Annotated in this window: 2 protein-coding genes (1 of these 2 running past the window's edge); both read right to left on the bottom strand. The window is 76.7% G+C overall.

The window, feature by feature from the left end:
• Positions 1-25,789, bottom strand: partial view of a WXG100-like domain-containing protein gene (locus Sdagh_RS18400; RefSeq protein WP_190078236.1) — the 5' portion only. The gene continues 11,369 nt to the left of window position 1, outside the view; only the first 25,789 of its 37,158 coding nucleotides appear in the window; the start codon lies at positions 25,787-25,789; its stop codon lies off the left edge, out of view.
• On the bottom strand, positions 25,789-26,148 hold the full coding sequence (locus tag Sdagh_RS18395; protein ID WP_189422237.1) for a hypothetical protein: 360 nt from the start codon (positions 26,146-26,148) through the stop codon (positions 25,789-25,791). The genes Sdagh_RS18400 and Sdagh_RS18395 overlap by 1 nt, the downstream gene beginning before the upstream one ends.

The following is a 26,148-nucleotide window of genomic DNA, read 5'->3' as shown; positions in this document are numbered from 1 at the left end:
CCGGGACGTACAGCAGGAGCCTGCGGTCGTCGTCGGTGGCGACCCGCACGGGTGCGACGGTGTCCCAGCTCCGCGCGGCGTCGGTGCGCAGGCGCACCGTCCACTCGGGGCGGTAGGCGAGCATCACGGAGTCGGCCTTGGCCGCCTCGACGTGGCCGCCTTCCGCGTCGCCCACCCAGTTGGTGGAGCGGGAGGACGCGTTGGCCGTGCCGGAGACGCCCGCGCCGACCCGGGCGACCTGTAGCACGCCCGGGGCGATGCCAATGCCGTAGGACATCGAGATCCCGCCGCGCGTGGCGGTGGTCGGTCCGGAGTGGGAGCGGACGAAGGCCCCGGTCAGGTAGGAGGCGTTGATCGCCTCGTTGGCGTGGAAGCGCTCCGGTCCCGGGGCCCGGTCCGGGACCAGGCCGCGCGGTCCCTCCTCCTCCTCGGGAATGGCGGCGAGCCCGAAGGGGGTGACCCGGGCCGGGGCGGCTTCCTCCGCGTCGCCGCGCGGAGCCGAGACACCGTCGTACGACGCCGCCGGGTGGCTGACGGCCCGCGGGTCGAGCGGGTCGAGCGTGATGAGGGCCTCCGCCTCGCCCAGCGGCACCAGCAGCCCGCCGACCGCGCCCTCCTCGTCCGGGACCAGGTAGCGGTAGTTGCTCAGCAGGCGTTGCGGCAGCAGGCTCCAGACGGTCTCCGGCACGCCGCGTCCGGCGTCCCGCACCAGGGTCCGCAGGGTCCGCAGCACCTCCGGCAGGCCGGGCAGTCCGGCCCGGGGGATGCCGATGGTTCGGGCCGCGGGGTGGACGGCGACGGGGTCGCCGAGTCCCGGCTGCGGCTCGGCCTCCCGCTCGCTCTCACGGTCGGGGTGCCGTCCGGCCGCGGTGTCCGCGGCCACCGGTTCCGCGGGCGACCAGGGCGCGGTACGGGGCGCTGCACCAAGGGCGAGTCCGGCCGGGTGCTCCCGGTCGAAGCGGAGGAGCGCGGTGGTGCCCGTCGCGCCGGGGGCGGCCGGTGCGACGAGGGCGCCCGCGGCGGGGTCGATGACGAGGCCGTGCTCGGCCGCGACGACCGGCACGCCCATCCGCTCCGCGAGCGCCGGCGCGATCCGGTCGGCTCCGGGCATCGCGAGGAACGGCGCGTGTCCGGGTGCGGCGGAGGTCAGCAGTGCGGCGAGCGCGTCCACGGTGACCGGGCGGTCCGCGACGGCCGGGGTGCCGTCCGTCACCGGTTCGCCGAGGACCAGGACGCCGTCGGCGGGCAGCAGGTCCGGCAGCCGGTCGAGGGTGGCCTCGTCCAGGGCGAGCCCCGCGGCCTCGGCCCCGGGCAGCCAGACCGCCACCGGCCGGTCCGCGGCGCGGGCGATCCGCACGCCCTCCAGCAGGTCCTCGACGGGGACGGGCGCGGGCGGCCCGGCCGTGGTCCTCCCGGACGTGGTGTCCGCGTCTTCCTCGGCGCGCGTCGGCTCAGGTGCGGTCGGCTCCTGGCTCTCCGCCGGTGCGGCAGCGGTGTCCGGTGCGGGCTCCGGTGTCTGCTCACGCCCGGCGAACACGCGCGCCATGGACTCCTCCAGGCCGCCCGCCAGCCGGCCGTCGGCGTCCAGCGGGAGCATGGCGTAGAGGCCGCCGGGGACCGGGACGCGCAGCGCCCGGCGGGCGCCCTCGGCGGGCTGGACCACCACATCGACGTCGAAGCGGTAGTGGCGGTAGGGGCGGGTGGCCTCCCGGTTGGTCTCCCGGGTCTCGCCCGCCTCGAAGCCCTGGTGCTCCCCGGCGCCCCGGTTGTACACGTCGAAGGTGGTCCGCTCGTACAGCCTGTCGCCGTCCGGCATGCCGCCGGTCTCGGGTCCGGCGGCGACGACGACACCGCGCGAGGTGCTCTGCTCGCTCTTGGGGCTGGTGTGGTCCTGCTGGTAACGGCGGGCCTTGAACTTGACGCCTTCGTCCGGGCCGACCGGTACGGCGGCGGTCAGGTCGAACCCGACCGTGACGGTGCGGTCGCCGACCGGCACCCGGTAGCCGTGCCGGAGCAGCGGCACGACGTTGGCGCGGAGCATGCCCGTGGAGGTGTGGTGGTCGTAGCGGACGCCTGCCATGTCGTGCGGGACGAGACCGGGCACCTCCCAGGCGTTGTCCCGGGTGAGGTCCGGAGCGGTCACCGGCTGGTGGGCCGCGGCTCTGGCCCAGCGCTGCACGGCGGGCGCCGCCGGTACCTCCCAGGGGTGGATGAAGTCGGTGAGCGCCTGCGGCACCGCCGGCGCCGGGACCGGGTCCGTCCAGTGGGGAGTGGTGACCGGCCCGGCCGGTTCGGCCAGGGGCGGTTCGGGCGCGGTGGCGGCGACCGTGAGGTGGCGCGGGACGAGCAGGCGCACCTCCGCGGGCACCCGCTGGTCCGCGGCGAGGCCGTCGTCGTACCACGTGCCCCACCTGAGCTGCTCCGGCGCTCCCGCGGTGAGGTCGCCGCGCAGCACCGCCAGGGTGCGGCGGGCCGCCTGCCGCGCGGTGTCCAGCGGTACGGCGAGGACGGCGGGGGGCTCCGTCGCCATGCGCATCTCGACCCGGACGTTCAGGGGGTGCTCGAACTCCTCGGAGCCTTCCCGGGTGTTGGCCCGGGAAATGTCCACCACCTGCCGGGCCACCTCGTGCGCGTGCTCCCGGCTCACCTCGTAGCCGACTTCCAGCTCCGTTCCGCCGTGCGCGTCGTGGGTGCCGAAGCGGGTGCGGATGCCGAGGCCGGCCCCTGCCTTGAAGGAGCGCTCGGTGCCGGTGACGTCCTCGTTCACCGCTTCGGAGCGCAGGGTGAACTTGATCTCCGGGCGGGGCCGGTGGGAGTGGGCCGGGAGCACCTCGGCCGTCGCCCTCACCCACACGTAGCGGGTCGTGCCGAACGGTCCGGGGACCGGGAACCAGCGGGCGACACCGGTGCCGGTGAGCGCGGTGTACTGCGACTGGAGCGCGTCGGAGGAGAAGGTGGCGCGCAGGGCCCGCCGCAGTTGCTCGCGGGCCGCTCCGGTCGCGGACAGCGCGCCCCGCCGCTGGAGCCGCTGCTCGATCTCGCGCAGGACGCCGTCGGCGCGGAGGATCTCCGGGTGCACGGCCCCGGGCAGCGGCCGGCCGAGGAGGTGGCGGCGGTCCAGGGCACGGTGGCCGGAGCCGGACGCCACCGGCTCGGGGACGGGAGTGGTGGCGGGCGGTTCGGGGGCGGGGGTGGTCGCCGACGGCTCGGAGACGGGGGCGGCCGTGGGTGGGGGCGGTTCGGGGGCGGGTCGCAGCAGGTCCTCCAGGCGGCGTTCGGGGACGAGGAGTTCCAGTCCTCGTTCGACGCGCAGGTACCGCACGGACTCCTCGCGCCGGCGGCCCTTCGTGCGCACCACGGTCGCCTCGAAGACCGGGGACGCCTGGAGGACGTGGGGCGTGCCCGCGTAGGTGGCGCGGCTGATCTCCACCACGCCCGCCACCTTGCCGGTGCCCCTCCCCCAGGCCCACTTGGCCTCGGTCTGCGCCAGGGCGACGACGCGCGCCCCGGCCCCGGCGTGGCCGGACTCCCCCGCCACCGTGCCGTGTTCCCCGCCGGTGTCCGGGTCCGCGTGACCGTGCCCCGGGTCCTCGGTCCGGGCCAGGACGGCCGCGCCGTCGTCGTGCCGGGTGCCGTGCGAGTTCCCCGCGAACGCCCCCACGCCGAACTGCGGGCCGACACTGCCCGACAGTCCGACCCGCCAGGTCCGGCGCTCGTCGCGCCCGAACTTGTCGACGGTCTGCGCGTACTGCTCGATCTCGGTGGGCCCCCCGGTCGGCCCGAGGTCCCGGGGCGCGTAGGCGCGCAGGCGCAGCCGTACGGTGTACCGCCATCCGTCGCGCTTGGGCAGGACGGTCTCGTGGCCGTCCGGGCCGGTGAGGGCGCCCAGCCGGGCGGCGAGCACCGACGGCTGGGTCAGCTCGGTGATCTCCTCGGGCCAGTTGCCCCGGTCGGCGGTCCAGCGCGGGGGCAGCCCGGCGAGGGAGGCGTAGCCGTGCGCGATCAGGCGGGTCAGCTCGGGCATCACCAGGAAGGACGGGTAGAGACCCCCGGTGCCGCCGTGGGCGAGGTCGAGCTGTCGTGCGGTCGCCGCTGGCCAGTCGCGCTGGAAGGTGACCCGGCCCGCCTCCGCCACGGCGGCCGCGTCGACCGGGGCGGCCGGCAGGTGCTGGCGCGGCACCACGACCTGGGTGACGAGGCGTTCGGCGGGGTCGATCCACCAGGTCTCGGCGCCGGACCGGCCGGGGGCGGCGTCCTCCCGGCGCACGGACAGCTCGTAGACGGTGTCGTAGACGTGTTCGTGGACGGCGCCCTCGGTCTCGGTGCGGCGGTAGCCGGCGTGCGCGGCCGTGAACTGTTCGTCCACGGAACGCTCCAGGCCGCCGCGGACGGTGAGCCCGCCGACGCGCAGGCGCCGGCCCTCGCCCAGGGGCACCAGTACACCGCCACCGCCGCCGGCCGAGACCCGCCACTCGGAGCCACGCTTGCCGGTGACCGTCTCGGTGCGCGCGGCGCGGGCGTTGACGGTCATGTCGAAGCCGCCGCCCGACAGCCGGTCGCCGAGGAGGGCCCGCGCCGTCAGCCGGTACCGGGCCCCGCCGACCGTCACCGTGTGCGCGATCCCGGCGAGCATCGACGGCAGGTCGGCCTCCAGCACGGGGCGGCCGAAGAACAGGTTCACCTCACCCCCGACGGCGGCCCAGTCGGTGGACCGCCGTACGGCGGGCGTGACCTGGTCCCGCAGCGCCGCGAGCAGGTGCTCCCCCACCAGCTCGGAACCGGGCATGGCCAGGGCCATGGCGAAGCCCTGCCCCCGGCGCGCGGCCAGTGCGAGCGGCTCGGCGGGGTCCAGGGCGCGGGGGCGGCCGGCCGCCATGCGCTCCGGCAGCTCCCGCAGGCGGACCGGCGCCGTGCCGGACTCCCGGAGCAGGGCCCGTACGTGCGGCTGCGCCGCGACCGGGCCGGGGAGCACCGTGGGCGCGTCGGGAAGCAGCCCGGGGGTGTGGACGGCACCCAGCACCCGTCGTTCGAAGTCGGCGGCGCCGCCCCCGTCGCGCAGGGGCACCCCGAGGTCCGCCTCGACCACCCGGGACACCGGTGCGACGCGCAGCCGTCCGGTGCCGCCGACCTCCACGGTGACCCGCAGCCGGGCCCGGTACCTGGCCTGGTCGCCGCTCATATTGAGGACGGTGTGGTTGAGGGTCTGGGAGGTCACCGTCAGTCCGCTGCCGGTGCCGCGGTCGAAACCGACGCCGAACAGGGGCAGCAGGCCCTTGGCGCCCGGCGCCGTGGAACCGGCCTCGGTGACCGGCATGGAGAAGCCGTACGCGTTGTAGCCGAAGGAGACGCCGGCCGAGCCGCTCGTCGCGCGGCCGGTGCCCCGGGCGATGCCCCGGCCGAGGTCGTCACGGGTCTGCACGCCGGTACTGATCCCGGCGAACTGCAGGCTGTCCACCTCGGCGCGCACCGACAGGCGGGCGCGCGCCGAGCGGCCCGCGGTCAGCGGCACCTCGATGACGCCCGAGGTGTCCCCGCTGGTGAGCCACCATCGGCTGCGGGTGCGGGCGGTGCGTTCGTTGAGCATCTCCCGGGCGTGCCGCATGAACGTCCCGGCCGCCGAGGCGTCCAGTCCCGCGTGCCGCAGGTTGCGGTGCAGCTCCGCGACGACCGGGCTGATGTCGATCGCGTTGAGCACCGGCCGGTCCAGTCCCCTGGGGGCGGGAGCGCCGACAGCGGTGGACGGCGCGGCGGCCACGGGCGGGGCCGTCATGTCCGGGCGGGGCGCGGTGGTGCCGGTGTACTCGGCGGGGAACTCCACCCGCAGCCGCCGGTCGACGGTCACCTCGGGGGTGTGCTCGGCACCGTCCACGAAGACCCGGACCCGTACGGACGCGGTGAACGGCCGGTTGCCGCCGATGAACAGGGTCCGGCCCGCGATGACGTTGCGCCGCAGGACGTCGGTGGTCCGGGCGGAGGTCTCGGCGTGCAGCTGCGGCAGTCCCAGCAGCATCGACGACGCGACCGCCGAGGCCGTGCCGAAGCCCAGCAGGGTGGCGGCCTCGGCGCCCAGCGCCCGCTGCCGGGTGCGCTGGCGGCCGGTGGCCGTGGTCGCGAAACGCACCCCGTACTCGCGCACGCCGTCGGCGCGCTCCGCCACCGCCGCGGGGCGCACGTCCACCAGTACGGGGCGCAGCCAGACCAGCCGGCCCCGCACCGTCAGCGTCACCCCGTGGGCCAGGAGGTCCTCCCAGGCGTGGCTGCCGCTGGTGAGCAGCAGGCTCCGCACCGCGGCCTCGATGTCGCCGGCCAGGGGGCGCAGCGCCTCCGGGAGCCGCCCGGCGATCGCTTCGGCCGCCTCCTGGGCCGCCACGGCGCCGAAGCCCGCGGTGGAGGTGACGGAGGCGTGGCCGAGGAGGCCGTGGTCCACGTACCAGGGGTGCTCGGGCTCGGCCGTGGTGACCGGCGCCGGGCCGGCGTCCTCGGGCCGCCGTGCCACAACGGGCTCCTCCCGGGCGGGCCGCGCCGTGACGAGATCGACCCAGGAGGGGCGGTCGTGTACGGGTTCGCCCCAGGGGGACCGGTCGCTCACCAGGTCGTCCGCGGAGGCCCGCCGCGCGTCGTTCCCATCCGGGGCGGGCCTCGTCGTGGTGTCCCCGTCCGGGGCCGGCCGCGCTACGGGGTCCCCGTCCGGGGCGGGCCGCGGGGTGCTGCCGGTGGTCTCGTCCCGGGTGGCGGCGGGTGTCCGCCGCGGCGGTACGGGGCGCAGCTCGACGGTCTCGGCCGGAGGCACGGCCGCCGTGTCCCCGCGCCGCCGCAGGAGGCCGTCCAGCAGCCCGGCGCCGAGCAGGCCGGGCCGGTCGCGCAGCAGGGCGTCCGTGGGGGTGGGGCGGACGGCCCGGCCCGTCCGCCCGGCCCGGTCGAGGGCGTCGGACAGGCGGTCCGCGGCGGACTGCGCCCGCTGCCGGGCCTCCCGCGCCGCGGCCTCGGCCTCCTCCAGCGCACGGGCGGCATCGGCGGAGCCACCGGCGCTGGAGTGTGCCTGACGCTCCGTCAGCGCCGCCAGCTCCGCCTCCGCGCGTTCCAGACGCGTGAGCGCGTCGGTGAAGTCCTGCCCGGCCCGGGCGTCGTCGTCCGCCGTGTCCGGTGTGTCGTCCGGTTCCCGGGCGGTATCGGCCGCTCTGCCCTTGCCCTTGTCCCTGTCCCTGTCCTTGTCCTTGTCCTTGTCCTGGGTGTGCGCCGCCTCGCCGTCGGGCTCCGCCGTGCCGCGTGCGGTGCCGGCCCGGTCGTCCGGCAGCGCGTCGAGGACGTCGGCCGGCACGTAGAGCACGGCCGCCTGGTCGGTCACGGTCACCCGCACGGCCCGCGGCGGGCCGACCGCCGGCCGCAGCACGAGGTGCCAGGTGACCGAGTCGGCCTCCAGGCGGGAGAAGACCCGGCCGTCCTGTCCTGCGGGGCCGGTGAGCACCAGCGTCTCGTCGGCGGCCCGCTCGGGTGCGCCGAGGGCGGGTCCGGAGCCCAGGGGACGGCCGAGCCGCACGTCGGCCCCGGGCCGGCCCGCCGGGAGCAGCACGGAGCGGTGGGGCTGCTGGACGACGGTGCCGGGCAGGTCACCGGGGCCGCTCCCGCGCAGCCCCCGGACGTCCGCGGAGATCTCCAGCCGGGCGGACAGGTCACTGCCCGTGCCCGGCAGGGTGACCGGTTCGTGGAGGGTCCCGCCCGCCACCAGGTCCAGGAACCGCTGGTACAGGTACGGCGGACTGAACACGGCCGCGATCTTGGAGTGCAGCAGGAACAGGCCGCCCTGCCAGGAGTGGGCGGCGGGCGAGGCGCCGGTCAGCGCGTCGAGGCCGGTCACCAGGGACTCGGTCGCCCGGCGCAGACCGGCCAGGTCACCGATGGTGCCGACGAAGGCGTCCCGCAGCACCTCCTGGGACAGCAGCGGCTCCGGGCGCTGCCACCGCGCGGGCGCCGGCCGGACGGCCGCCGGGGGCCGGGGCACCACCTCCGTGCGGGGGCGGGTCAGCCGTTCCTCGTGCCCCAGCCGCAGCTCACCCGGCAGCAGTGACGTGCCCAGGGTGTGCCGGCCCACCGTCCCGAGCAGCGGGGTCACGACACCGAGCAGGGACGGCGCGGCGCTCAGCGCCCGGTGTGCCTCCAGTTCGACGGTGACCCGCACGTCGAAAGCGGTGACCTGGGGCCGCAGGATCTGGAGGGCGGCGGCCTCGCGCCGGTCCGCGCTGCGGGTACCGGAGCTTTCCGCGCGGGAGACCTGGGATCTGGCCACGTCGGAGCCCAGGTCCGTCAGGAGGTCCGCCTGGTCCGAGGTGCCGGCGGCCCCCACCCGCCCCTGGTGGCTGGTGTTCCGGGTGACGGTCCGGGTGCCTTCCCGCACCAGCACGTGCGCGCGTTCCAGCAGGTACGCGTCGTCGGCCCGGCCGAGGGCGCGCGGTGCGCCCAGCTCGGCGGTGAGGGTGATCCGGGCCATGGCGGTGCTGATGGCGTTGCGGTGGGGAACCAGCACGGGCAGGCCGCTGAGCATCGTCTCCAGGAGGGCCGCCGTGCCCTGCCGCCCGGCCACCTTCCACAGCTCCGCCTCCACCGCGTCGGCGTGCTCCCGGGACAGCACGCCGAGGGCGCGCACCTGGGTCAGCGTCCGCTGGACCAGCGGGCCGAGGTCGGGCACGCCCAGGACCAGGGCCTGGTCGAAGCCGTCGCCGCGCAGCACGTTGGCGGGTGCCACGGACCGCGGCGCCTGCGGCTCCCCGGCCGGACCGGCCGTGGCGGCGGTCCCGTCCAGCAGACCGAGCGCCCGTGCCGCGTCGGACGGGACGAGGGCCAGGCCCGGCGTGCGCAGCGGCTCACCGGTGATCTCGCGCTGGGCGGCCCGGCGGGAGCTGAACCCGCCGGTGAGCGGCAGCGACGGCTCTTCCCAGCGCCGCACGGTGACGATGAGGTCCACGGGCGCCTCGGCCCAGACGTGGTCCCCGACCCGGGTGCGCGTCCGGTCACCGCGTCCGCTGGCCGTGTGCCCGGTCGTGACGGGGGTGCCGCGCCCGTAACCGAGGTCGATCCGGGTGCCGTCGGGGCCGGCGAGCGGCGCGTCGTCCTGCGCGGACGGGCCGAACGCGCTGCCGACGGTGGCTTCCACGCCCCGTTCGCCGGTCCTGCTGTCGCGGACCAGCGCGGTGGCCGCCGTGTGGTCGTAGTGGAAGGCGTGGCCGCTCTCGCCGAGTGCGGTCAGCCCGGCGTGTCTGACCTGGACCGCCACCTCCGCCCAGGCCCGGGTGGTGAAGGTGCCCGTCCCGGCGGGCCGGCGCCAGACCGGGTACGGGGCTCCGCCCAGGTCGCCGATCCTGGCGGCGAGCCCGGACAGGGAGGTCCGCAGAGCGGCCTCGTCGGCCGGGTCGAGGCGGTGCACGCCGGCCTCGCGCAGCAGTGAGACCGCCTGGGGGAAGAGGTGGTCGGTGCGGACCATGTGCAGGGCGTCCTGCGGGAGCCGTTCGCCGGGGGCCGGGGTCCAGGACCGCCGCGGCGCCGGGTCCACCGTGCGCGGCACGCGCCGCACCGTCCCGTCGGCGTCGGTCTCCGTGGTGAAGTCCAGGGTGCTGCGCGGCCGGCCGCCGGCGTCCTGTTCGAGGGCGAGGTCCTCCGGCACCACGAGCGTCGCCCGCGCCGGCACCGCCCGCGCCGGCACCGGTTCCGCGACGTCCTGCCCGGGGCCGGTGACCGGTCGGGCGGTGAGGTGCAGGGTCACGGGTCCGGTGAACTCCGCGAGCCACAGCGCCCCGCCGCCGAAGGCGCCGGCCACGGAGAAGCCGCCGGTCTCGTCGACCGACCGGCTCCAGCTCAGTTTGGGCGCGATCCGGGTGCTCGGCGCGGACGACTCGGTTCCGGTCGGGTCACCGAGGTCGACGCCGATGCCCGCGGCGGCCTTCGACTGCCTCAGCGCCGAGCTGAAGAGGTCGAACGAGGTGCCGTGGACGACCTCCGTCTGGCCGCGGCGGGACCGTACGTAGGCGAAGTCCGCCTGCTCCAGGCCGAACCGGACGGTCACCCTCAGCTGCTCCGTGTCCGGCCCGGCGGGGCGGGTCAGGACGACGCTGTGTCCGGCGCCGGTCAGCAGATGCGCCCGGCGGGCGAGAGCCGCGGGGTGCAGTGCCTCCGCCAGGGCCAGGTGGTTGGTGATGTGGTGCGGCTGCGGCGCGCCGGCGAGGGCGTCGCCCGGCTCCCGCGCGGACAGGTAGCCCGGGAAGTGGACGCGGACCAGGTCGAGGCCCGCGCGCAGCGCCCGTGCCGCGGCCGGCGGGTCCAGCTCCGTGATCCGGCTGGTGGGCGGCAGCCAGTCGCCCATGGAGGGCGGCAGGGTGAGGGTCCGGCCGGGACGGGTGCGGGCCGTGGTCTCCGGGTCCGCGGGAGGGCCGGCGGAGGTGTCCCCGGCGTCCGCCGGGGACAGGCCGTAGCGGGCCGCGTCCGCCGTGAGCATGCGCACCCGTGCGGTGAGCCGGGCCGACGCTCCGGGGCGTCCGGCCAGCGACCGGGTCGCCACCCGTACGTCGAACTCGACGACGGTGGTGGGCTCGTCCGTGTGCCGGAGCCGGCGGACCTCCAGGCTGTCGTCCTGCCGGCCGGGCCGGGTGTACTGCACGGACCGTCCGAAGGTGACGGTGGGCAGCGGCACCTGCGCGGGGATGCCGAGGGCCGCGGCGGCCAGCGTGACGGCGGCCCCGGCGCCGGTCTTCGCGGCGTCGCCCTGGACGGAGGCGGCGCCGACGCTGCCCGAGCGGACGTCCTCGACGTCCACCCGGGACAGTTCCGTGCTGTCCGGTACCGGGCGGGGGTTGTGGAGGGTGGCGTCGACCCGGATGGCGTCGGCGCGTCCGGCGGCGGACACCAGCGGGGCCGAGTAGTGGCCGCCGGCGGTGGCGTCCGGCAGGCCGTCCAGCAGGGAACGGACCCCGGCGAAGGTGTCCAGTGCGGCGAAGGCCGCCGAGGCCGGGTCGGCCCGCGTCGCGGGGTCGGCCGCGGCGAAGACGGCGGCCCGGTACTCTGCGGCGCCGGTCACCGAGTCCACCCAGGACAGCGCGGGAAGGGTGACGGCCGCACCGCCCGGGGCGGACGCGGCCCCGGCTGCGGGAGGCCCGCCGTCCGGCGTCGCTCCGGGCTCGGCGGTGTCCGTCGCGGCGGTGGCGGACAGCCGCGTCCACAGCGCGCCGGTGGCGTGCCGGGTGCCGGCGGGGGCGGGCAGCGCGGTCACGGCCCGGCGCGGGTAGGTCCCGATGAGGGCGCGCTCGACGACCTGCCGTGACCGCCGCTCGTCCTGCCCGGCGAACCGGACCGTGAGGCCGACCTCCACATCGTGCAGGAAGCTCACCTCGCGGCCGGCCGAGGCCGGGCGCACGGTCCGCGTGCTGCCGGACGAGGTGGCGGTGCTGTAGGCGGTCCTCTTCGAGAAACCGCCGAGGACCGCCTGCGCCACGGAGTCGGCCTGGCCGAGCCCGGGCACATGGGCGAGGGCCTGCGAGAAGGGCAGGCTGAGGTACGGCCGCAGGCTGTGGTCGACCGACCGGTCGGCCGTGGCGCTCTCCCGCCAGTCCCGGACCTGCCCGGCGAGGGGGCGTGGCGGCGCGTCCCGCAGGACGCCGGCCGTGCCGGCGTCCCCGACGGGTTCCCCGCGCGGATCGGTGAGCTGGGTCCAGTCGCCGAAGCGCAGCCGTACCGTGACGGTGAGCGGACCGCCGGAGGGGCGCAGTACGAGGGTCAGCCGGTCGGCGACGGCCTGGCGCACGGCGTCGTCGAGGCCGGCGCCGGCCAGGTAGGTGTCGAGCAGCCGGCCCGTCTCCGCGCGCCGGGCGCTCGGGACGAGGTCCAGGACACCGTCGCGGAGGGCCCTCGGCAGCCGGTCGCCGGCGAAGGCGTAGGTCTCCGTCCCCGCGCCCCGCCCGGCGTCCTGCGACAGGGCGTACGCCGGCGGAGCGAACACCAGCGCGGCATCCCGCCGGTCCCGGCTCTGCCGGGCGGTCTCGGCGGCCGGGGTGACCGGGTGCTCGCGTACGGCTCGTTCGGCGGGCGGGGTGCCCAGGTCGAGCCCGGTGAGCAGGCCGTCCAGGCTCGGCATCGCCGGGCGGGGCGGGCGGGGCTCCAGAACCGCCGCGCCCGGGAGGTCGCCGCTGCTCGAAGAGGCCGAGGACAGGGCGAGGGTGCCCGCCGGCCGGACGGGGCCGTCCCCGGTGGTGACCTCGCTCAGCCCGGTGAAGCCCCGGAACACCGTGGTCTCGTCGCCGGGGCGCGCGGTCCGCCAGCCGGCCTCCCCGCCGGAGGGCACCAGGACGACCCTGCCCACGCCGATCTCCAGTGGTCCGGTCGGCCCGGTGACCGGCAGGCCCAGCCCGTCGGCGAGGCTCTGGACGTAGGAGGTCGCACGGGCGGCGGGCGTGGCCGCGGCGTAGCAGGTGACCACCGTGACGGAGCTGTCCGCGGGCCGGACCGCCCGCGCGTGGAACGCGCGGAAACTGGCCCGGCGGCGCAGCACCGCCGCCACCTGGTCCCCGGTGAAGGCCAGGGTTCGGCCGTCCCGGGTGACCAGGTTCGTGTAGGGCGCCTCGGCCACACCGTGGGAGACGAGGAGGTACCGGGCACCGGAAGCGCCGGCCCACGGGTTCGGACCGCGTGCCGCCGCGCGTGTTCCGCTCCCGGAGGGCACCTCGTAGGTCTCCGTGTCCGGCAGGCCGGTGAGCGCCCCCCGGAACGCCGCGAGTTCCCGCTCGGGCAGCGAGGCGTGTCCGATCAGCTCTCCCCGGGCGTCGGCGAGCGGGGTCAGGGCGAGGGAGCGGACGGGGACGCTCTCGCCGGTCACGGAGTGGACGACGGTGTCCCCTCCGCTCTCCGGGCCGCTCCCGTCGCGCGGGCCGGTTCCGTCCGTGGCCCGGTCGGTGCCCGGGTCCACGTGGACCCAGTCGCCCGCCGCGTCGCCGTCCTCCGTCCGGCCGACGGGTCGTATCTCCAGGTCGCCCAGGGCCGAGGGGACGAGGTCGACCCGGCCCGGGTGCGTGTAGACACGGGTGCCGGTCCGGTCGGCCACCGCCCTCGCCAGGTCGAGGCCGTACCGGGCGGCGTACGGGGCGACCAGGCGCACGGCTCCCGGCCGGGTGCGGTGGGCGGCCACGAGGTCGGCGAACGCGCGCAGCGGCAGGCTCACCGGGCCGTCGGGGCCGTGGGCGCGGACGGCGGGCGCGGAGTGCCCGGCGACGCCCGGGTCGTAGTCGATCCGCCAGACGGACTCGCCGGGGAGTGCCCGCACCCGGCCGGCCGCCACGTCGCGCGTCGGGACGAGGTCGTAGCCGACGCGCCGGCCGGTGCCGTCGATCAGTTCCCGCCGGTCGATGTCGCGCAGCGAGACGGTGCCGTCCGGCACCGGCGCCGCCCGCCGGGAGGATCCGTCCGCGCGGCGCCGGTCCTGGGGGAACGTCGAGGGCCCGGCGGCCTGCCGGACGGACGAGCTCATCCGCAGCAGGGCGGGCCCGGCGTCGGTGTCCCGGAGGTCCGGGTCCAGCCCGAGGTCACGCAGGGCGCGCCGGGCCTCTTCCAGCCGGCCCTGCGCGGTGGCCATGGTCCGGGCCGCGTTCCGGGCCTGCCGCGCGGAGGCGTGTTCCTCGAGAGCCGTGTGGTACGTGGCGAGGGCGCCGGTCAGCCGGGACAGTTCGGGGTCGGTCACCGCCGCCGGCACCGCGTCGGCGGCGGCCGGGGTGTCCTGCGTCCTGCCCTTGCCCTTCTTCCCCGTGCCGGTCGCCGCGGCGGTGCTCCGGGTGCCGGCCCGCCGGGCGGCCTCGCGGACCAGTTCGGCCGACGCCACGAGCGGCGGCGCGTTGAACACCGCGTCGAGTTCCAGCGGACCGTCCACGTACCGGGCGCCGTGGCCCTCCCACTGGTAGCGGTTGCCCTGACGGGAGGTGCTGAGGGCGTAGACCAGCGTGTCCACCCGGCCGTCGGGGGCGAGGACGTGCGCGAGGGAGGCGCCGCCGCTGCCGCCGTCCAGGTGCACGTGCAGCGCCTTGTTGGCGTGGACCGCGTTCTCCCGGGGCCGGCGCTGTCCCGAGGCCACCTCGCGCAGTACGCGGTAGTGCTCCGCGGTGAGCCGGTCGGGCCGTACGTGGGCGGCGAGGACCAGCCGCCCGCTGTACTCCCAGGTGCCGCTGTCGTGCGGCGCGAAGGCGGTCATCCGCCGGTCGACCTCCGCGGCTTCGCGCGCCCGCTCGGCGGCGCGCTCCGCCCGGGCCCGCGACCACACCGCGCGGGCGGCTTCGGCGACACGTGCGCGATAGTCGCCTTCCAGCACCAGGTTCAGGCCGTCCAGCCAGTTCTGGTAGTCGTCCTCGAAGCCGACGAGGGTGGCTTCGGGCGTTTCGAGGAAGGCCGCGAACGTGTAGTCGCGCCACTGGCCGGGATCGGTTCGCAGGTCCTCGACGACCGTGGGCACCGCGAGCAGCAGCGGCAGCAGTTCGGGATGGTCCACGGTGGCCGCGGCCAGCGTGGCGGCCTCGGGGCTCAGCAGCAGTTCGGCGGCTTCGGGCACGGTGGCGAGGGCCTGCGCCCAGACGGAGGTGCGGGCGGGCCGGTCCGCCGTCCGGCTCGTCGCGGTGCCGCCGCGGCCCTGCCGTCCCGTGTCCCGCTGCCGCTCGGCGGGGGCCGGCTCGGCCGTGGTCCTGGCCGGCCCGCCGGTCCGGGTGAGGGCTCGCAGCAGCGGCTCGGGCGTGGGCGCCGCGGCGAGGTCGCGCAGCCGCCCGTCGCGCGTCAGCGACCGCAGGATCTCGGTGACGCCGCTGTCCCGCAGGGCCCGCTCCCGCCAGGCGGGTGTGGTCAGCAGGGGGACGGCGAACCAGGTCTCCTCGTCGAGGAAGCGGACCAGATCGGTCCGGGACAGCACCTGCCGTGCCTCCTCGGCCTCCGGTCCGGCGGTGCCGAGGCCGTGTTCGGCGAGGGTGGCCAGCAGGGCTTCCCGGGGCGCCAGCCGTCGTACGAGCTGAGGGGTGAACACCTGCGCCAGCACGCGGTCGGCGCGTGCCGCCCGCCACAGCGCGCCGCCGGTCCGGGCCGCGTCGAGCAGCCGGTGACTGCGCAGCAGCGCGTCCACGAGCCAGGGGGCCCGCTGGATGTCCCGCCAGACGCCCGGCTGCTCCCGCAGCGTGTCGGCCAGCCCGGGCACCGACTCCAGGGCCCGGCGCAGGGCGGAGCCGTCCTCGCTCAGCCGGCCGGCCATCTCCGGGTGGAGCCGCAGCAGTTCGTGGACCACCGGCCGGCGCTGGAGCAGACGGCCCACGTGCGGGTCCTTCGCGAGGGCCGCCACGAGGGCCGGCTGCGCGCTCGCGGTGTCGAACAGCGCCGCGTCCCCGAGCACCAGCGGTGTCTGCTCCGGGTGGCGCGTGAGCATGCTCCGCAAGGACGCCGAGTCCAGCAGCTTCTCGTACTGCGCCCGCGTGGTCAGGACGTCCGGCCGGGCGGCCAGTGCCTCCGCCAGCCGGGGCACCATCGCCAGCACGGCAAGGCGCTCCGGGTGGCCCACCAGCGTCTGGAGCAGGGGCAGGCTGCTCACCGCCGCACGGATCGCGGCCGGGCCGTGCGGCGCCGGCAGGACCCGCAGCATGCCTTGCCGCAGGCTCTGCTCCCGCACCAGCAGCTCCATGACGGGACCGCCGTCCGCGAGCACCCGGGCGACGTCCTGGCTGGCCGTCACCAGCCTGTTGTCGTCATCGCTGTGCAGGCGCTGATTGACCTCCCGGCGGTACAGGACGAGCCGGGAGAGTTCCGGGTTGTCGACATGGTGCCGCACACCGCTGGGCGTCTTCATCAGCCAGGCGCGGTTGTAACTGTCGGTGACGATGTACCGGTAGAGGTAGTCGTTGGTACGGAGCGCCCGGGTGAGGTCGTGGTGGTCGTGCAGCAGTGCCAGGACGCCTTCCTGCGGATCGGCCACGAGATCCAGGAGGGCCTTGCGGTCGCGCAGGGTCGCCAGCAGCTCCGGATTGCCGAAGAGACTCGCGGCCAGCGCCGGCCGGGCCTTGGCCAGTTCGAACAGCCGTGGCACCTTCCGGACGTCCCGGTTCGTCTCCAGTGCCCGGACGAGCCCGCCCCGGCCGTCGTCCGGGATCAGTCGCCGCAGTTCGGCTTCGGCCTCCGGTTCGGGCCGGGTGAGGACCTGGGCCAGCGAGAGGTCCTGGCCGGTGTACCGGATGCCCTCCACGGACAGCACGGGGGCCCCGGTGTCCCGGATGACGTCCAGGAGGTCGTTGATCCAGGCTCGGCCCTTCTTGTTCTTCGCGTTCGCCCGGGTGTCGGCCACCCGGGCGAGTGCCTCGTCGAGCCGGTGGCCGGCCAGCGCGCCGGCGAAACCCGGCCGGGCGACGGCCTCCAGCAGGGTCTCGGGTGCCGCGAGCAGCATCTCCCGGACGTCGCTGCGGCCCTCCAGGACGCCGAGCAGCGGCCGGTCCTCGAACAGTTGCTCCCAGTGGGTGACGGACAGCGGGAGGCCGGGCCGGTGCGCGAGGTCGCGTACGACCTCCGGATGGGCGCGGACGTTGGCCAGCCGGGCCGGCCGGGTCAGGGCGGTGGCCGCGCGCGGGTTGCGCGCGAAGAGCGTCAGCAGGGCTCCGCCGTTCTCGGTCAGCCCGTCCGCGAGCCGCTCGCGGACGGGCCGCATCGGGTCGGGCAGGAAGTCACCGGTCGTCACCCGCGCCAGTGTCACCAGGTGGTCACCGGTCCGCAGCCGCTCCTCGAAGCCGGCCAACGGCCGGTAGATGACGGCGATGCCCGGTGTCATGGCGACGATCTCGACGAGGGCCGCGTTCCAGTAGTAGGCCTCCCGCATGCCCGGTGACGAGGACATGAGTCCCGCCAGGCGCCGGACCACGTCCCTGGCGAACTCGCCGACCATCTGGTTCTCCAGGGCGGGGTGCCGCAGAACGGTCCTGAGCACGCCCGGCTGGAACAGTTCCGCCATGTCGGCCCTCGCCACCATGGCGCGTACCGCCGCGCTGTGCTTCCGCAGCAGTCGCCGGTACTCGTGGGGCTCGCGGAACAGGCCGGGACGGTCCGTGAGCACCTCCGCGAGCCCCGGTGTGCCGCGCAGCTCCGCGACCAGCCCGGGGTCGTTGAGGGCCAGGTCGGCGACGGGGTCGGCCGCTCGCAGCCGGGCCACCGCGTCGCCGCCGGTGGACGCGGGCCGTACCGCCGCGGAGGGGTGCCGCCGCGGCGGTACGGCGGCGGTCAGCGCGTCGGCCAGACGGTCCTCGGGCACGTCGTCGAACGCGGCGGGATCGTGGGAGAGCACGGTGGCCACGGCCGGGTTGCCCGCCGCCGCCTCGACCAGTGCCCTGGAGCGGGCGATCCGCGCGCCGAAGGCGGGCACGTCCGGCAGGACGTCGATCAGTTTCGGGCTGGCGGCCAGTACGTCCGGCACGGAGGTGTCCGCCATCGCCAGGTCGAGCAGACCGGGCACCCCGAACAGGGCGTACGGCTGGTCCGCGTGGGACCGCAGCGCCGTGCGCAGCTCCTCATGGGCGAGGAGCCTGCGGTGATCGAGCGGGACCGGGGGCGGGGTGCCGGTCAGCCGGGTGAGCCCGGCCGTCAGGGTGTGCTCGGTCGCGAGCAGTTCCGCTCGCTGCACCGGGCGGTCGGCCCTGCGCAGCGCCTCGGCGAACTCCTCGCTGCGGGCGACGAGGTTGGCCAGCGGCAGCGCGTTGGCGTGGGACACGACGCGCAGCAGGTCGACCTGGCTCCGCAGACGGTGTGCCAGCTCGGGGGTCTTGAAGAGCCGGTCGGTCCAGACCGCCCCGCTCTCGATCGCTTCGAGGAGGTCACGCCGGCCGGGGGCGGACTCGGCCACCAGGGCGGCCAGATACTCGGGGTGGTGCAGAAAGGTCGTGGCCTGCTGCTGGTACCGGCCCGGCAGTTCGAACAGCTTGCTCAGCAGGGTGGGTGCGGACGGGAGGACGTCCGCCAGCGCCGGGGTCGTGAAGAGGTAGACGGAGAGGAAGGGGTTGGCGGCCGCCCGCTCGATCAGGTGGACGGCGTCCGGTCGCAGCAGGCGGACCACCACCGGACGGTTCTCCTCGGCGGTCCACCGCCGGTCGGTGTGCGCCAGTCCGGCCAGCGCCCTGACCGGCCACTGCTCGTGCCATCCGGCGGCCCGGGCCAGTCGGGTGAGGCGTTCGAGCAGCACACCGCGCACGGCCGGTGTGTCCGCCGTGACGGACGTGGCCGCCGCGGCCAGTTGCTGTCTGCCGCGCTCGGTGAGCGGAGCCGGAGGCGCGGGCTCCGGTACGGCGGTGGCGGCGGCACCGGTCCGGCTGCTCTCCCCCTGTTGCTCCGCGGTGCCGGTGTTCCTGGCCGCCGTCTTGCGTCGGGCACCGGCCGGCAGGCCCGGTCCGGCCGCCCACAGATCAGGATGGTCGGCGGCCAGCCGGTCCGCGAGCGACGCGGCGGCCTCCGCCCCGCGCGTGTGCAGGGTCTCGGCGATCCGCACGAGGGCGTCCCGGCGCGCCTCCCGGCGCGCCTCGACCTCGGGTTCCCGTCCGATCTCCAAGGGGGCGGAGAGGTAACGGCCCGCGGAGACCAGCAGGGACTCGGCCGTGCCGGTGGAGACCTCCAGGAGGCCGGCCAGCTCCCGGACCTCGGTGACGGTGAGCCGGGTGGCGTCCGGTTCCGGGCGGTCCGGGGTGGCCGGTTCCCGCTCCCCGGGGTCCAGCCGCCGCCGGGCCGCCTCGGCTCCCTCGGCTCCCCCGGCCGCCTTGTCCGCGGCGGTTCGCGCCCGCCGGTCGACAGCGGTCCCGGCTTCCCGTCCGGTGGGTACGGCGGGCCGCGACGGCTCGCCCGTCCGGTCCCGGAGCTGCCGGGAACCCTCTTCGCCGTCCTGCTGCCGCGGCCGGTCCCCGGCCTCTTCCGTGGTCCCGGGAAGGTCGTCCCGGTCGTCGCCGTCGTCCTCCGCGAGGAGGGAGCGCAGGCGGGCGGCTGCCAGGCCGCTGGTGAAGGAGTCCGCGTGGGCCGCCTCGTGCTGGGCCCAGGACGCGGACAGCGACCGCGGGCCCCACACGTCCGTGTAGGCGGCGAGGAAGTCGGCGCGGAAGTCCGCGGCGAGCCGGTCGAGTCGCTCCGGCGGGATGTCCCGGCCGGCCCGCAGATCCTCGAAGGAGCGGGCGGCGCCGGTCAGCGAGGAGGCGATGTCCGTCTCGAAGGTGAAGTGGGCGGGGAGGGTCCTTGCCTCGCCGGCGAGGACAATGTCCCAGCGGCGCAGCAGGCCGGGCACTTCCCGGGCGGTGACGGGGCGTGCGGTGAACAGCTCGTCGAAGGCGGACAGGAGCCGCTCGTCCAGACCGGCCCGTGCCCTGGCGAGATCCGGCTCGGCCAGGTCGGCTCCGGCGTGCTCCGCACGCCACTGTCGCAGACTGTCGTCGAAGACCTGGCCGGCGAGAGTGGTGACGCGCTCGCGGGCCTGGTGCAAGGTCAGCCAGGTGTGCAGTCGCTCCGGGTCGGTGAGGTCCTCGTAGGCGGACCGGAACTGCCGCACGCGGTCGGCCAGGGGGGCGTCCCCGGGGGCGCCGACGATCTCGTCGAACCGCCGGCTGACCGCCGAGGCCACGGACGTGCGCAGGGCTTGGAGCACGGCGGGGCGCGGCGGTGCGAGGTCCACCGGGAAGCGCTCCGCGACGGACCGTCGCACGGTCGAGTCCGTTCCCGCCCAGGACGTGGCCGCCCGCTCGACCGCCTCCTGCGAGCGCAGGATCTCCGCTTCCTGGACGGCCTGCCGCGCATGGCGCACGGGCAGTTCGCTCAGCAGCGCGCGGAAGTCCTCCACCCACCGTGCGGGCAGCTCGCGGCCCTGGGAGAAGACGCCCGCCGCGCGGTCCCAGGTGGGGAAGACCCGCTCGAAGTCGTCGGCCAGGGTCCGGGCGGCCTCGTCCAGGACGCGGGCCAGCCCGGGTCCGGAGACCGGCACGTCCTCGGCCTCGAAGGCGGCGAGCAATTCCCGGCCGCGGTCGTCGAGGTGCGCGGAGGGGGCCGCGGCCATGCCGTCCGCCGTCTCCTGGAGGCGGTCGAGGAAGCCGTGCAGCAGGACCCGGTGGTCGAGCCGGCCGGGCAGGGAGGCGGTCAGCCGCCGCAGTTCGCGCGCCGCGTCCCGCACCGCTGACCGCAGTTCCTCCTCGGAGCGGACCGTGGTGAGCGAGGAGCGGAGAGTCTGGTTCCACTCCGCTCGGAAGGCGCTGTGGGCGTCGTCGCGCGCCGCCGTGATCGCCTCACCGGTCAGCGCGAACGGCTCCGCCGCATCACCGATGCGGTGGCGCCAGGTCTCCGTGACCCGGCTGCCCCAATCCTCGCGGTAGACGCGGTCGAAGGCGGTCTCGCCCCGGGCCAGGCCCAGCTCCCAGGCCGCGGCCGTGGCGAAGGCGAGCCTGAGCCGGTTCTCGTCCGGTTCCCGGGCGAGGACGGGTCCGCTCTCCTCCGGTTCCCGAGCGGGGACGGACCCGCTCTCCTCCGGTTCCCGAGCGGGGACGGACCCGCTCTCCTCCGGTTCCGGGTCGCGCGGCCTCGTGGCCATGAGGTGGCCCAGGTCCGTCTCGGCCCGCTGCCGTACGCGCTGGAACTGCTCCGGGCTCAGCCGTGGCGCCGCCTCCCGCTGCCATTGCCGGAAGGTCTCGTCGACCCGGCGGTCCCACGCCTCGGAACCCTCGGTGACGGCCGCGGCCGTATCGGCGTCGGGTGTGGTCTCCCCGGTACGGGGAACGGCGGCGAACTCCTCGGTGTAGCGCTGGTGCAGTTCCTCCTGGGCCGTCCGCCAGGCCGATGCCCGCCAGTCACTGGCCGGCATGTGCGCGGGCGGGGGCACAGTATGGACCGTCGAGGGTGCGGCACGCGGCGGAACCCCGGTGCTGACGGGCGGCTGACCGGGCTCCGGATCGGTCGCGGAAGGACGCTGGAGGGTCGCGGTGCCCTCCTCGACGGCGGCGCCGGCCGCCGGCACCGCCGGCTCGTCCCGTCTGTCGGGGCGAGGGGGCTCCGCAGGGACGTCGGAGCGAGGAGGGTCGGCGGCGGTGTCGGAGCGAGAGGGATCGGCGGTGACATCAGAGCGAGAGGGGCCGGCGGTGGTGTCGGAGCGAGAGGGGCCGGCGGCGGTTTCGGAGATGACGCCCGGGGTGTCGGAAGTGCCGGAGGCGCGGAGGTCCTCGGGAGCGCCGGGAGTGTCCGACGCGTCCCGTCCGGTGACCGGCGCGTCGGGGATCAGGGCGTCGGGGGTGCCGGGGCTGCCCGGCTCGTCGGGGGTCAGGGGAACGTCAGGAGTGCCGGAGCTGTCCGGTGCGTCGGGGCCGGTGCCCGGCTCGGAGGTGGTGGAGGGCTCGTCCGCCCCGGTGCGCACGGCGTCCGGAGGTGACGGCAGCAGACCGCTCACCTCGTCCGTCCGGTCGGCGGCGGCGGACCGCTCCCGCCGCTCGGACAGTCCGCGGTCGGTGATCCTCTCCAGGTGGCCCGCGTTCTCCAGGCGGGGCAGTTCGGTGAGCAGCTCGCCGCGCAACTGCTGGAGCCGTTCCGCCTCGCTCCTGGCCTCGTCGAGACGCGAGCGCGCCTCGGTGATCCGGTCCGCGAGAGCGGAGGGGGCCGCGGGGGCGGAGGAGGTGGCGTCCGCGCCGGGCCGCGACGGCTCCCCTGCGGGGATGGCGCTCGGTGGACGCAGGGCCGCCAGCTGGTCGTACCGCTCGGCCTGCCGCTCGTCCAGGAGCCGTTGCAGTTCGCGCTCCAGCTCGCGCACCCGCCGCAGCCGTGTTTCCTCCTCCTCGCGCAGCAACGCGTCGAGCCGGTCGGCGCGCCGGGACGCGATGTCCTCGGGGGTGTCGTCCGGCATGTCCAGGATCTCGCGGCGGAGTTCGGCCACCGCCCCGGTGTCGTCGGCCGTCAGCGCGCGGAAGCGCTCACGCAGTTCCTCGTCCGAGACGGGCCGGTCCTCCCGCCCCAGGTCCTCGACGCGCTGCCGCAGGCTCTGGAGGTCGCGGTGTTCCTCCAGCTCCCGCAGGACGCCCAGCCGTTCCTCATCCGTCTCCGCGCGGTCCAGCCGCCGGCGCAGTTCGCGCTCCTGCCGGTCCGCCGCGCTGCCGTCCCCAAGAGCGTCCAGGCGGCGCCGCAGCGCCGCGTCCTCCTCGGTGGTGGCGTCTTCGTCGTCCGACGACAGTCGGCGCAGACGCTCCTCCAGACTCTGGGTGCGCAGCAGGTCGTCCAGCTCCCGCGCGGCGGCCGTGGCCTCCTCCGGGGTGCTCGACGTGCGCAGCCGCTGCCGGAGAACGGCCTCGCGCACCCCTTCCCCGTCCGCCACGGCCTGGTCCAGGCGCGTACGCATCTGCTGCGAGAGGGCCTCGGCGCGCAGGAAGTCCCGGTACAGCCGGTCCGCTTCGGCACCTCGCGCACGCTCCATGTCCCGCCGCAGCCGCGCCGGCTCCGGGTCGTGGTGCACCGGCACGTCCCGGCCGGTCAGCACCTCGGCCGGCACGTGCCGTTCGACCAAGGCGGTGTAGTCGCGCAGCGCCTCGTCCACGGCGTGGCCGTCGCGCCGCGCCCACGCCTCGCGCACCGCGGTGCCGGCACGCTGCCACTCGGCCCGCGGCACGCCCAGCTCGGCGAGCCGGTCGAAACCGCCGGCCAGGTGCGACTCGAAGGACCTGTACCGGCCGCCCAGGTCCTGGGCCTCCACGGCGTCCCGGAAGCGGGCGATCGCGTCGGCCGCGCCCGGCCAGTCGTCTGCGTCGGCGGCCCGCCGGATGTCGCGGACATGCGCCGTCCTGGTGTCGCCGGGCAGCCCCACGTCCCGCGCGACCTCGTCCAGGCGCGTGGCGGCGCCCCGGACGTAGGCGGCGTAGGACACGGGTGCCTGGGTGGGCGCGGTGGGGAGGTCGGGCAGGGCGGGCCCCGGCGGGTCCGTCGGTACGCGGGTGCCGGCGAGCCGTGCGAACGGGTCCGGGGCGGTCTCGTCCGCGCCCCCGGCGGCGCCCCCCTCGCGGGCGTCCGGCTGCGGGAGGGCCGCCGTCCGCGTGTCGCCCCCCGCCGGGGTGACGGCGCCCGGAGTGTCCGAGGGGGCCGACAGCGCGGCCAGCCTCGACAAGGGGTCGGTGGCACGGGCGTCCGTGCTCCGGGCGGCGTCGCGGCCGGCGGGGCCGTCGGCGCCGCCGTCGGTCTCGGTGCGGGTGCTCGCGGGGCCGGGCGGACGACCGGTGGTCTCCGCGGTGGCGGGGCGCGGGGTGGCCTCCGCGCGTGCGGACGCGGTGGCGCGCGCGGGTGTCGTGGGCTCACCGGTACGTCCGTCAGCGGGCGGGGCGGGAGCGGTCGCGGCGGTCTCGGTACGGACCCGGGGGGCGCCGGTGCCGGTGTCGGCGCGGCCCGTGCCGGGTGCGTTCTCCGTACGGGCGCCGGTACCGGCCGGGAGTCCCGACGTGCCCTCGGCGCGCGTGATGGGGCCGGACGACGAGCCCGTCGTGCGCTCTCCCTGGCCGGGAGCACCGGCGGCGCTCTCGGTGCGGACGGGCGGGCCCGCGGGCGCGTTCGCCGGTGCCGGCCCGCGGCCCGCCGGGCCGGCCGCCGTGCTTTCGGTACGGACCGAGGCGGGGCCCTCGCCGGGGCGTGCCGGGGTGGCCGCTCCGGCGGTCTCGGGCCCCGGGGAGAGGGTGCGTACGGGGCCGGCCCCGGCCGGCGCCGGGGACGCGGGGCCGGCCGGGGCGGGACGCGCCGGTGCCGGGGCGGCAGTCGCCGTTCCGTCCTGGCGGGTCTGGGCACCGGGTGTGTCGGGGCGCGCGGCGGTTCCGGTGGAGGCGCCCGGCGCCGCGGCGGGAGTCGCCGCCGGCTCGCTGCCGCGCGTCGTGGTGGCGTTCGGGCCGTCGGCCGCCCGCACCTGCGTCGCTCCGGGCCCGGCCTGGCCACCGGGGGCGGCGGAATCGGCCGTCGAGGGAGTGCCCGTGTGCGGCGTGGGGCCGGGAGCCGTCCCGGGCGGTGCCGTGTGCGTCCCTCCGGCCGTGGCCGTCCCCCGGTCCGCGTCCGGCCCCGTCTCCGTCCGCGCGGGCACACCGGCGGGATCGTGCGTCGGCACGGACGGCAAGGCGGTCAACGCATCGGCGCCGGAAGCCACCGCCGGCTCCCGCACCGGCACACCCGCCGCCGGATCATGCACCGGCACAGACGGCAAGGCGGTCAGCGCATCGGCACCGGAAGCCGCCGCCGGCTCCCGCACCGGCACACCCGCCGCCGGATCATGCACCGGCACAGACGGCAAGGCGGTCAACGCATCGGCGCCGGAAGCCACCGCCGGCTCCCGCATCCCCGCACCCACCGCCGGATCACGCACCGGCACAGACGGCAACACGGCCAACGCATCGGCGCCGGAAGCCACCGCCGGGTCCCGCACCGGCACAGACGGCAACACCGCCGGCTCGTCCGAACCGGTCGCCGCCCCCGGCTCCCGGACGGGTGTGCCGGCCGGCTCACTCGCCCCCGCCCGCGTGGGCGCGGTTCCCTCGAAGCCGGGCAGGCCGCCCGCCGTCGGCCGCGGGGTGCCCGTGCCATCGGCGGACGCCCCCACCGGAGCCGTTGGGCCGGGGGTCACCGTGTCGGCCGCCGGTGTCCCCGTGGCACCGGTCGAGCCCGAAGGAGCGCCCGTCCCGGTGGACGCGGGCCGGGGACCCCCCGTACCACCGCCCGCGACCGTGGAACCCGGGGCCGTGGCGACGGTGGCCGTGGGGACCGGGGCCGTGGCCCCGTCCGGAGTGCCGGGAAGGGGTTCGCCGGCTGCTGCCGCCGAACCCCTTCCCGGCGCTCCGGACGCCGGCCCTGGTCCGGCCGCTCCCCGGGGCGGCGTGGGGACGACGGGGCCGGCCGACGCCGGCGGCGTCGGTCCGGCGGTCCCCGTGAAGTCCGGTTTCCGGGGCAGGGACTTGACCGCGTCGGCGGCGGACCCGGCCGCGGTGTCGGGAAGTCGCCCGCCGCCCGTGTCCGGCCGGCCCAGCGCCGTGCCCGCGGCGCCGCCCAGGAAGGCGAGACCGAGATCCATCGAACCGCCGAGCGCCGCGTTGGCCGCCGCGCCGCCGACGACACCCGCCGTACCACCGATCAGCCCCCGGCCGATCAACGACTTCGAGTACTTGGGGGCGACCACCCTGCCTATCCCGGAGAGCCCGCCGAAGGCCGCGCCGCCGATGGCACCGCCGACCGCCATGTCCCGGATGGCCTTGGGGTCGATGTTCTTGCGGTGACCCTGGAGGATCTCGATCGCCTGGAGCAGCGTCTCCAGACCGGTCATCACCCCCGCGCCGACGGCCGCCGAGGTCAGCAGGCGCCGCAGGATCGCCATGATGACCTGGCGTACGCCCGTGATCAGCGCGGGCACCGCGGCCATCCCGAACAGCGTGTTCATCAGGAAGGCCAGCTCGACCAGCATCCACGACAGCATTGCGATGACGAGGTTGGTGGCGTGCTCGACCTGCAGAGCGAAGTCGTCGCTCATCACCTGCAGGTTGTCCGCGGCCTGCGCCAGCGCCGGCAGCGTGCTGTTCAACTGCCGCATGTAGTCGGTGAACGCCTCCGCCGGCTCACCGGTGACATGCCCCTGCACCACGGCGTTGGCGGCGTTGACCTCGCCGACCATGGCCTGCACCTGACGGCCCAGCTCAGCCCAGATCTGCCCCTGGCGCCGCAGCCCCTCGGGGTCCGCCTCCGGCAGTTCCGTACCGGTCAGGTAAGCCGCGTACCGCAGCGGCTCGGGGACGTGCGCCACTACCGGCGCCCTCCGCCGCCCGTGCCGCCGCCCTCACCGATGTGCGTGTTGAGGCGGGTGGTGGTCTGCTTGGCACCCTGCTCAGCGGCCTCGAAGAGGGCGGCCATCTTCTCCAGCCCCTCCTGGGCCTGGGCCACCGCCTTGCCGACTCCCGTGACCCCTTCCCTGACCAGCAGGGCCGAGGGGTCGTGCTTGCCCTTGAACTGGCGGCCGAAGCTGTCGTTGCCCGCGGGGTCGCCGAGCGCCTCGATCCGGCGGCCCGTGTTCTCCGCGAGCAGCCTGAGCTTCTCGGCGACGGGCAGCAGCACGGCGGCGGCCCGCTCGATGCCTTCGGTGTCGACGCGCAGGGGCTCCGGCAT

The sequence above is a fragment of the Streptomyces daghestanicus genome (genome assembly GCF_020521275.1).
Taxonomy (GTDB): Bacteria; Actinomycetota; Actinomycetes; order Streptomycetales; family Streptomycetaceae; genus Streptomyces; species Streptomyces griseoviridis.
Note: the sequence above shows the minus strand (reverse complement) of the source record. Positions and strands in the feature narration are given on the sequence as shown.

Bases quoted from the DNA above. Each gene is read 5' to 3' on its own strand.
- Sdagh_RS18395 (WP_189422237.1), bottom strand. From the start codon at position 26,148: ATGCCGGAGCCCCTGCGCGTCGACACCGAAGGCATCGAGCGGGCCGCC.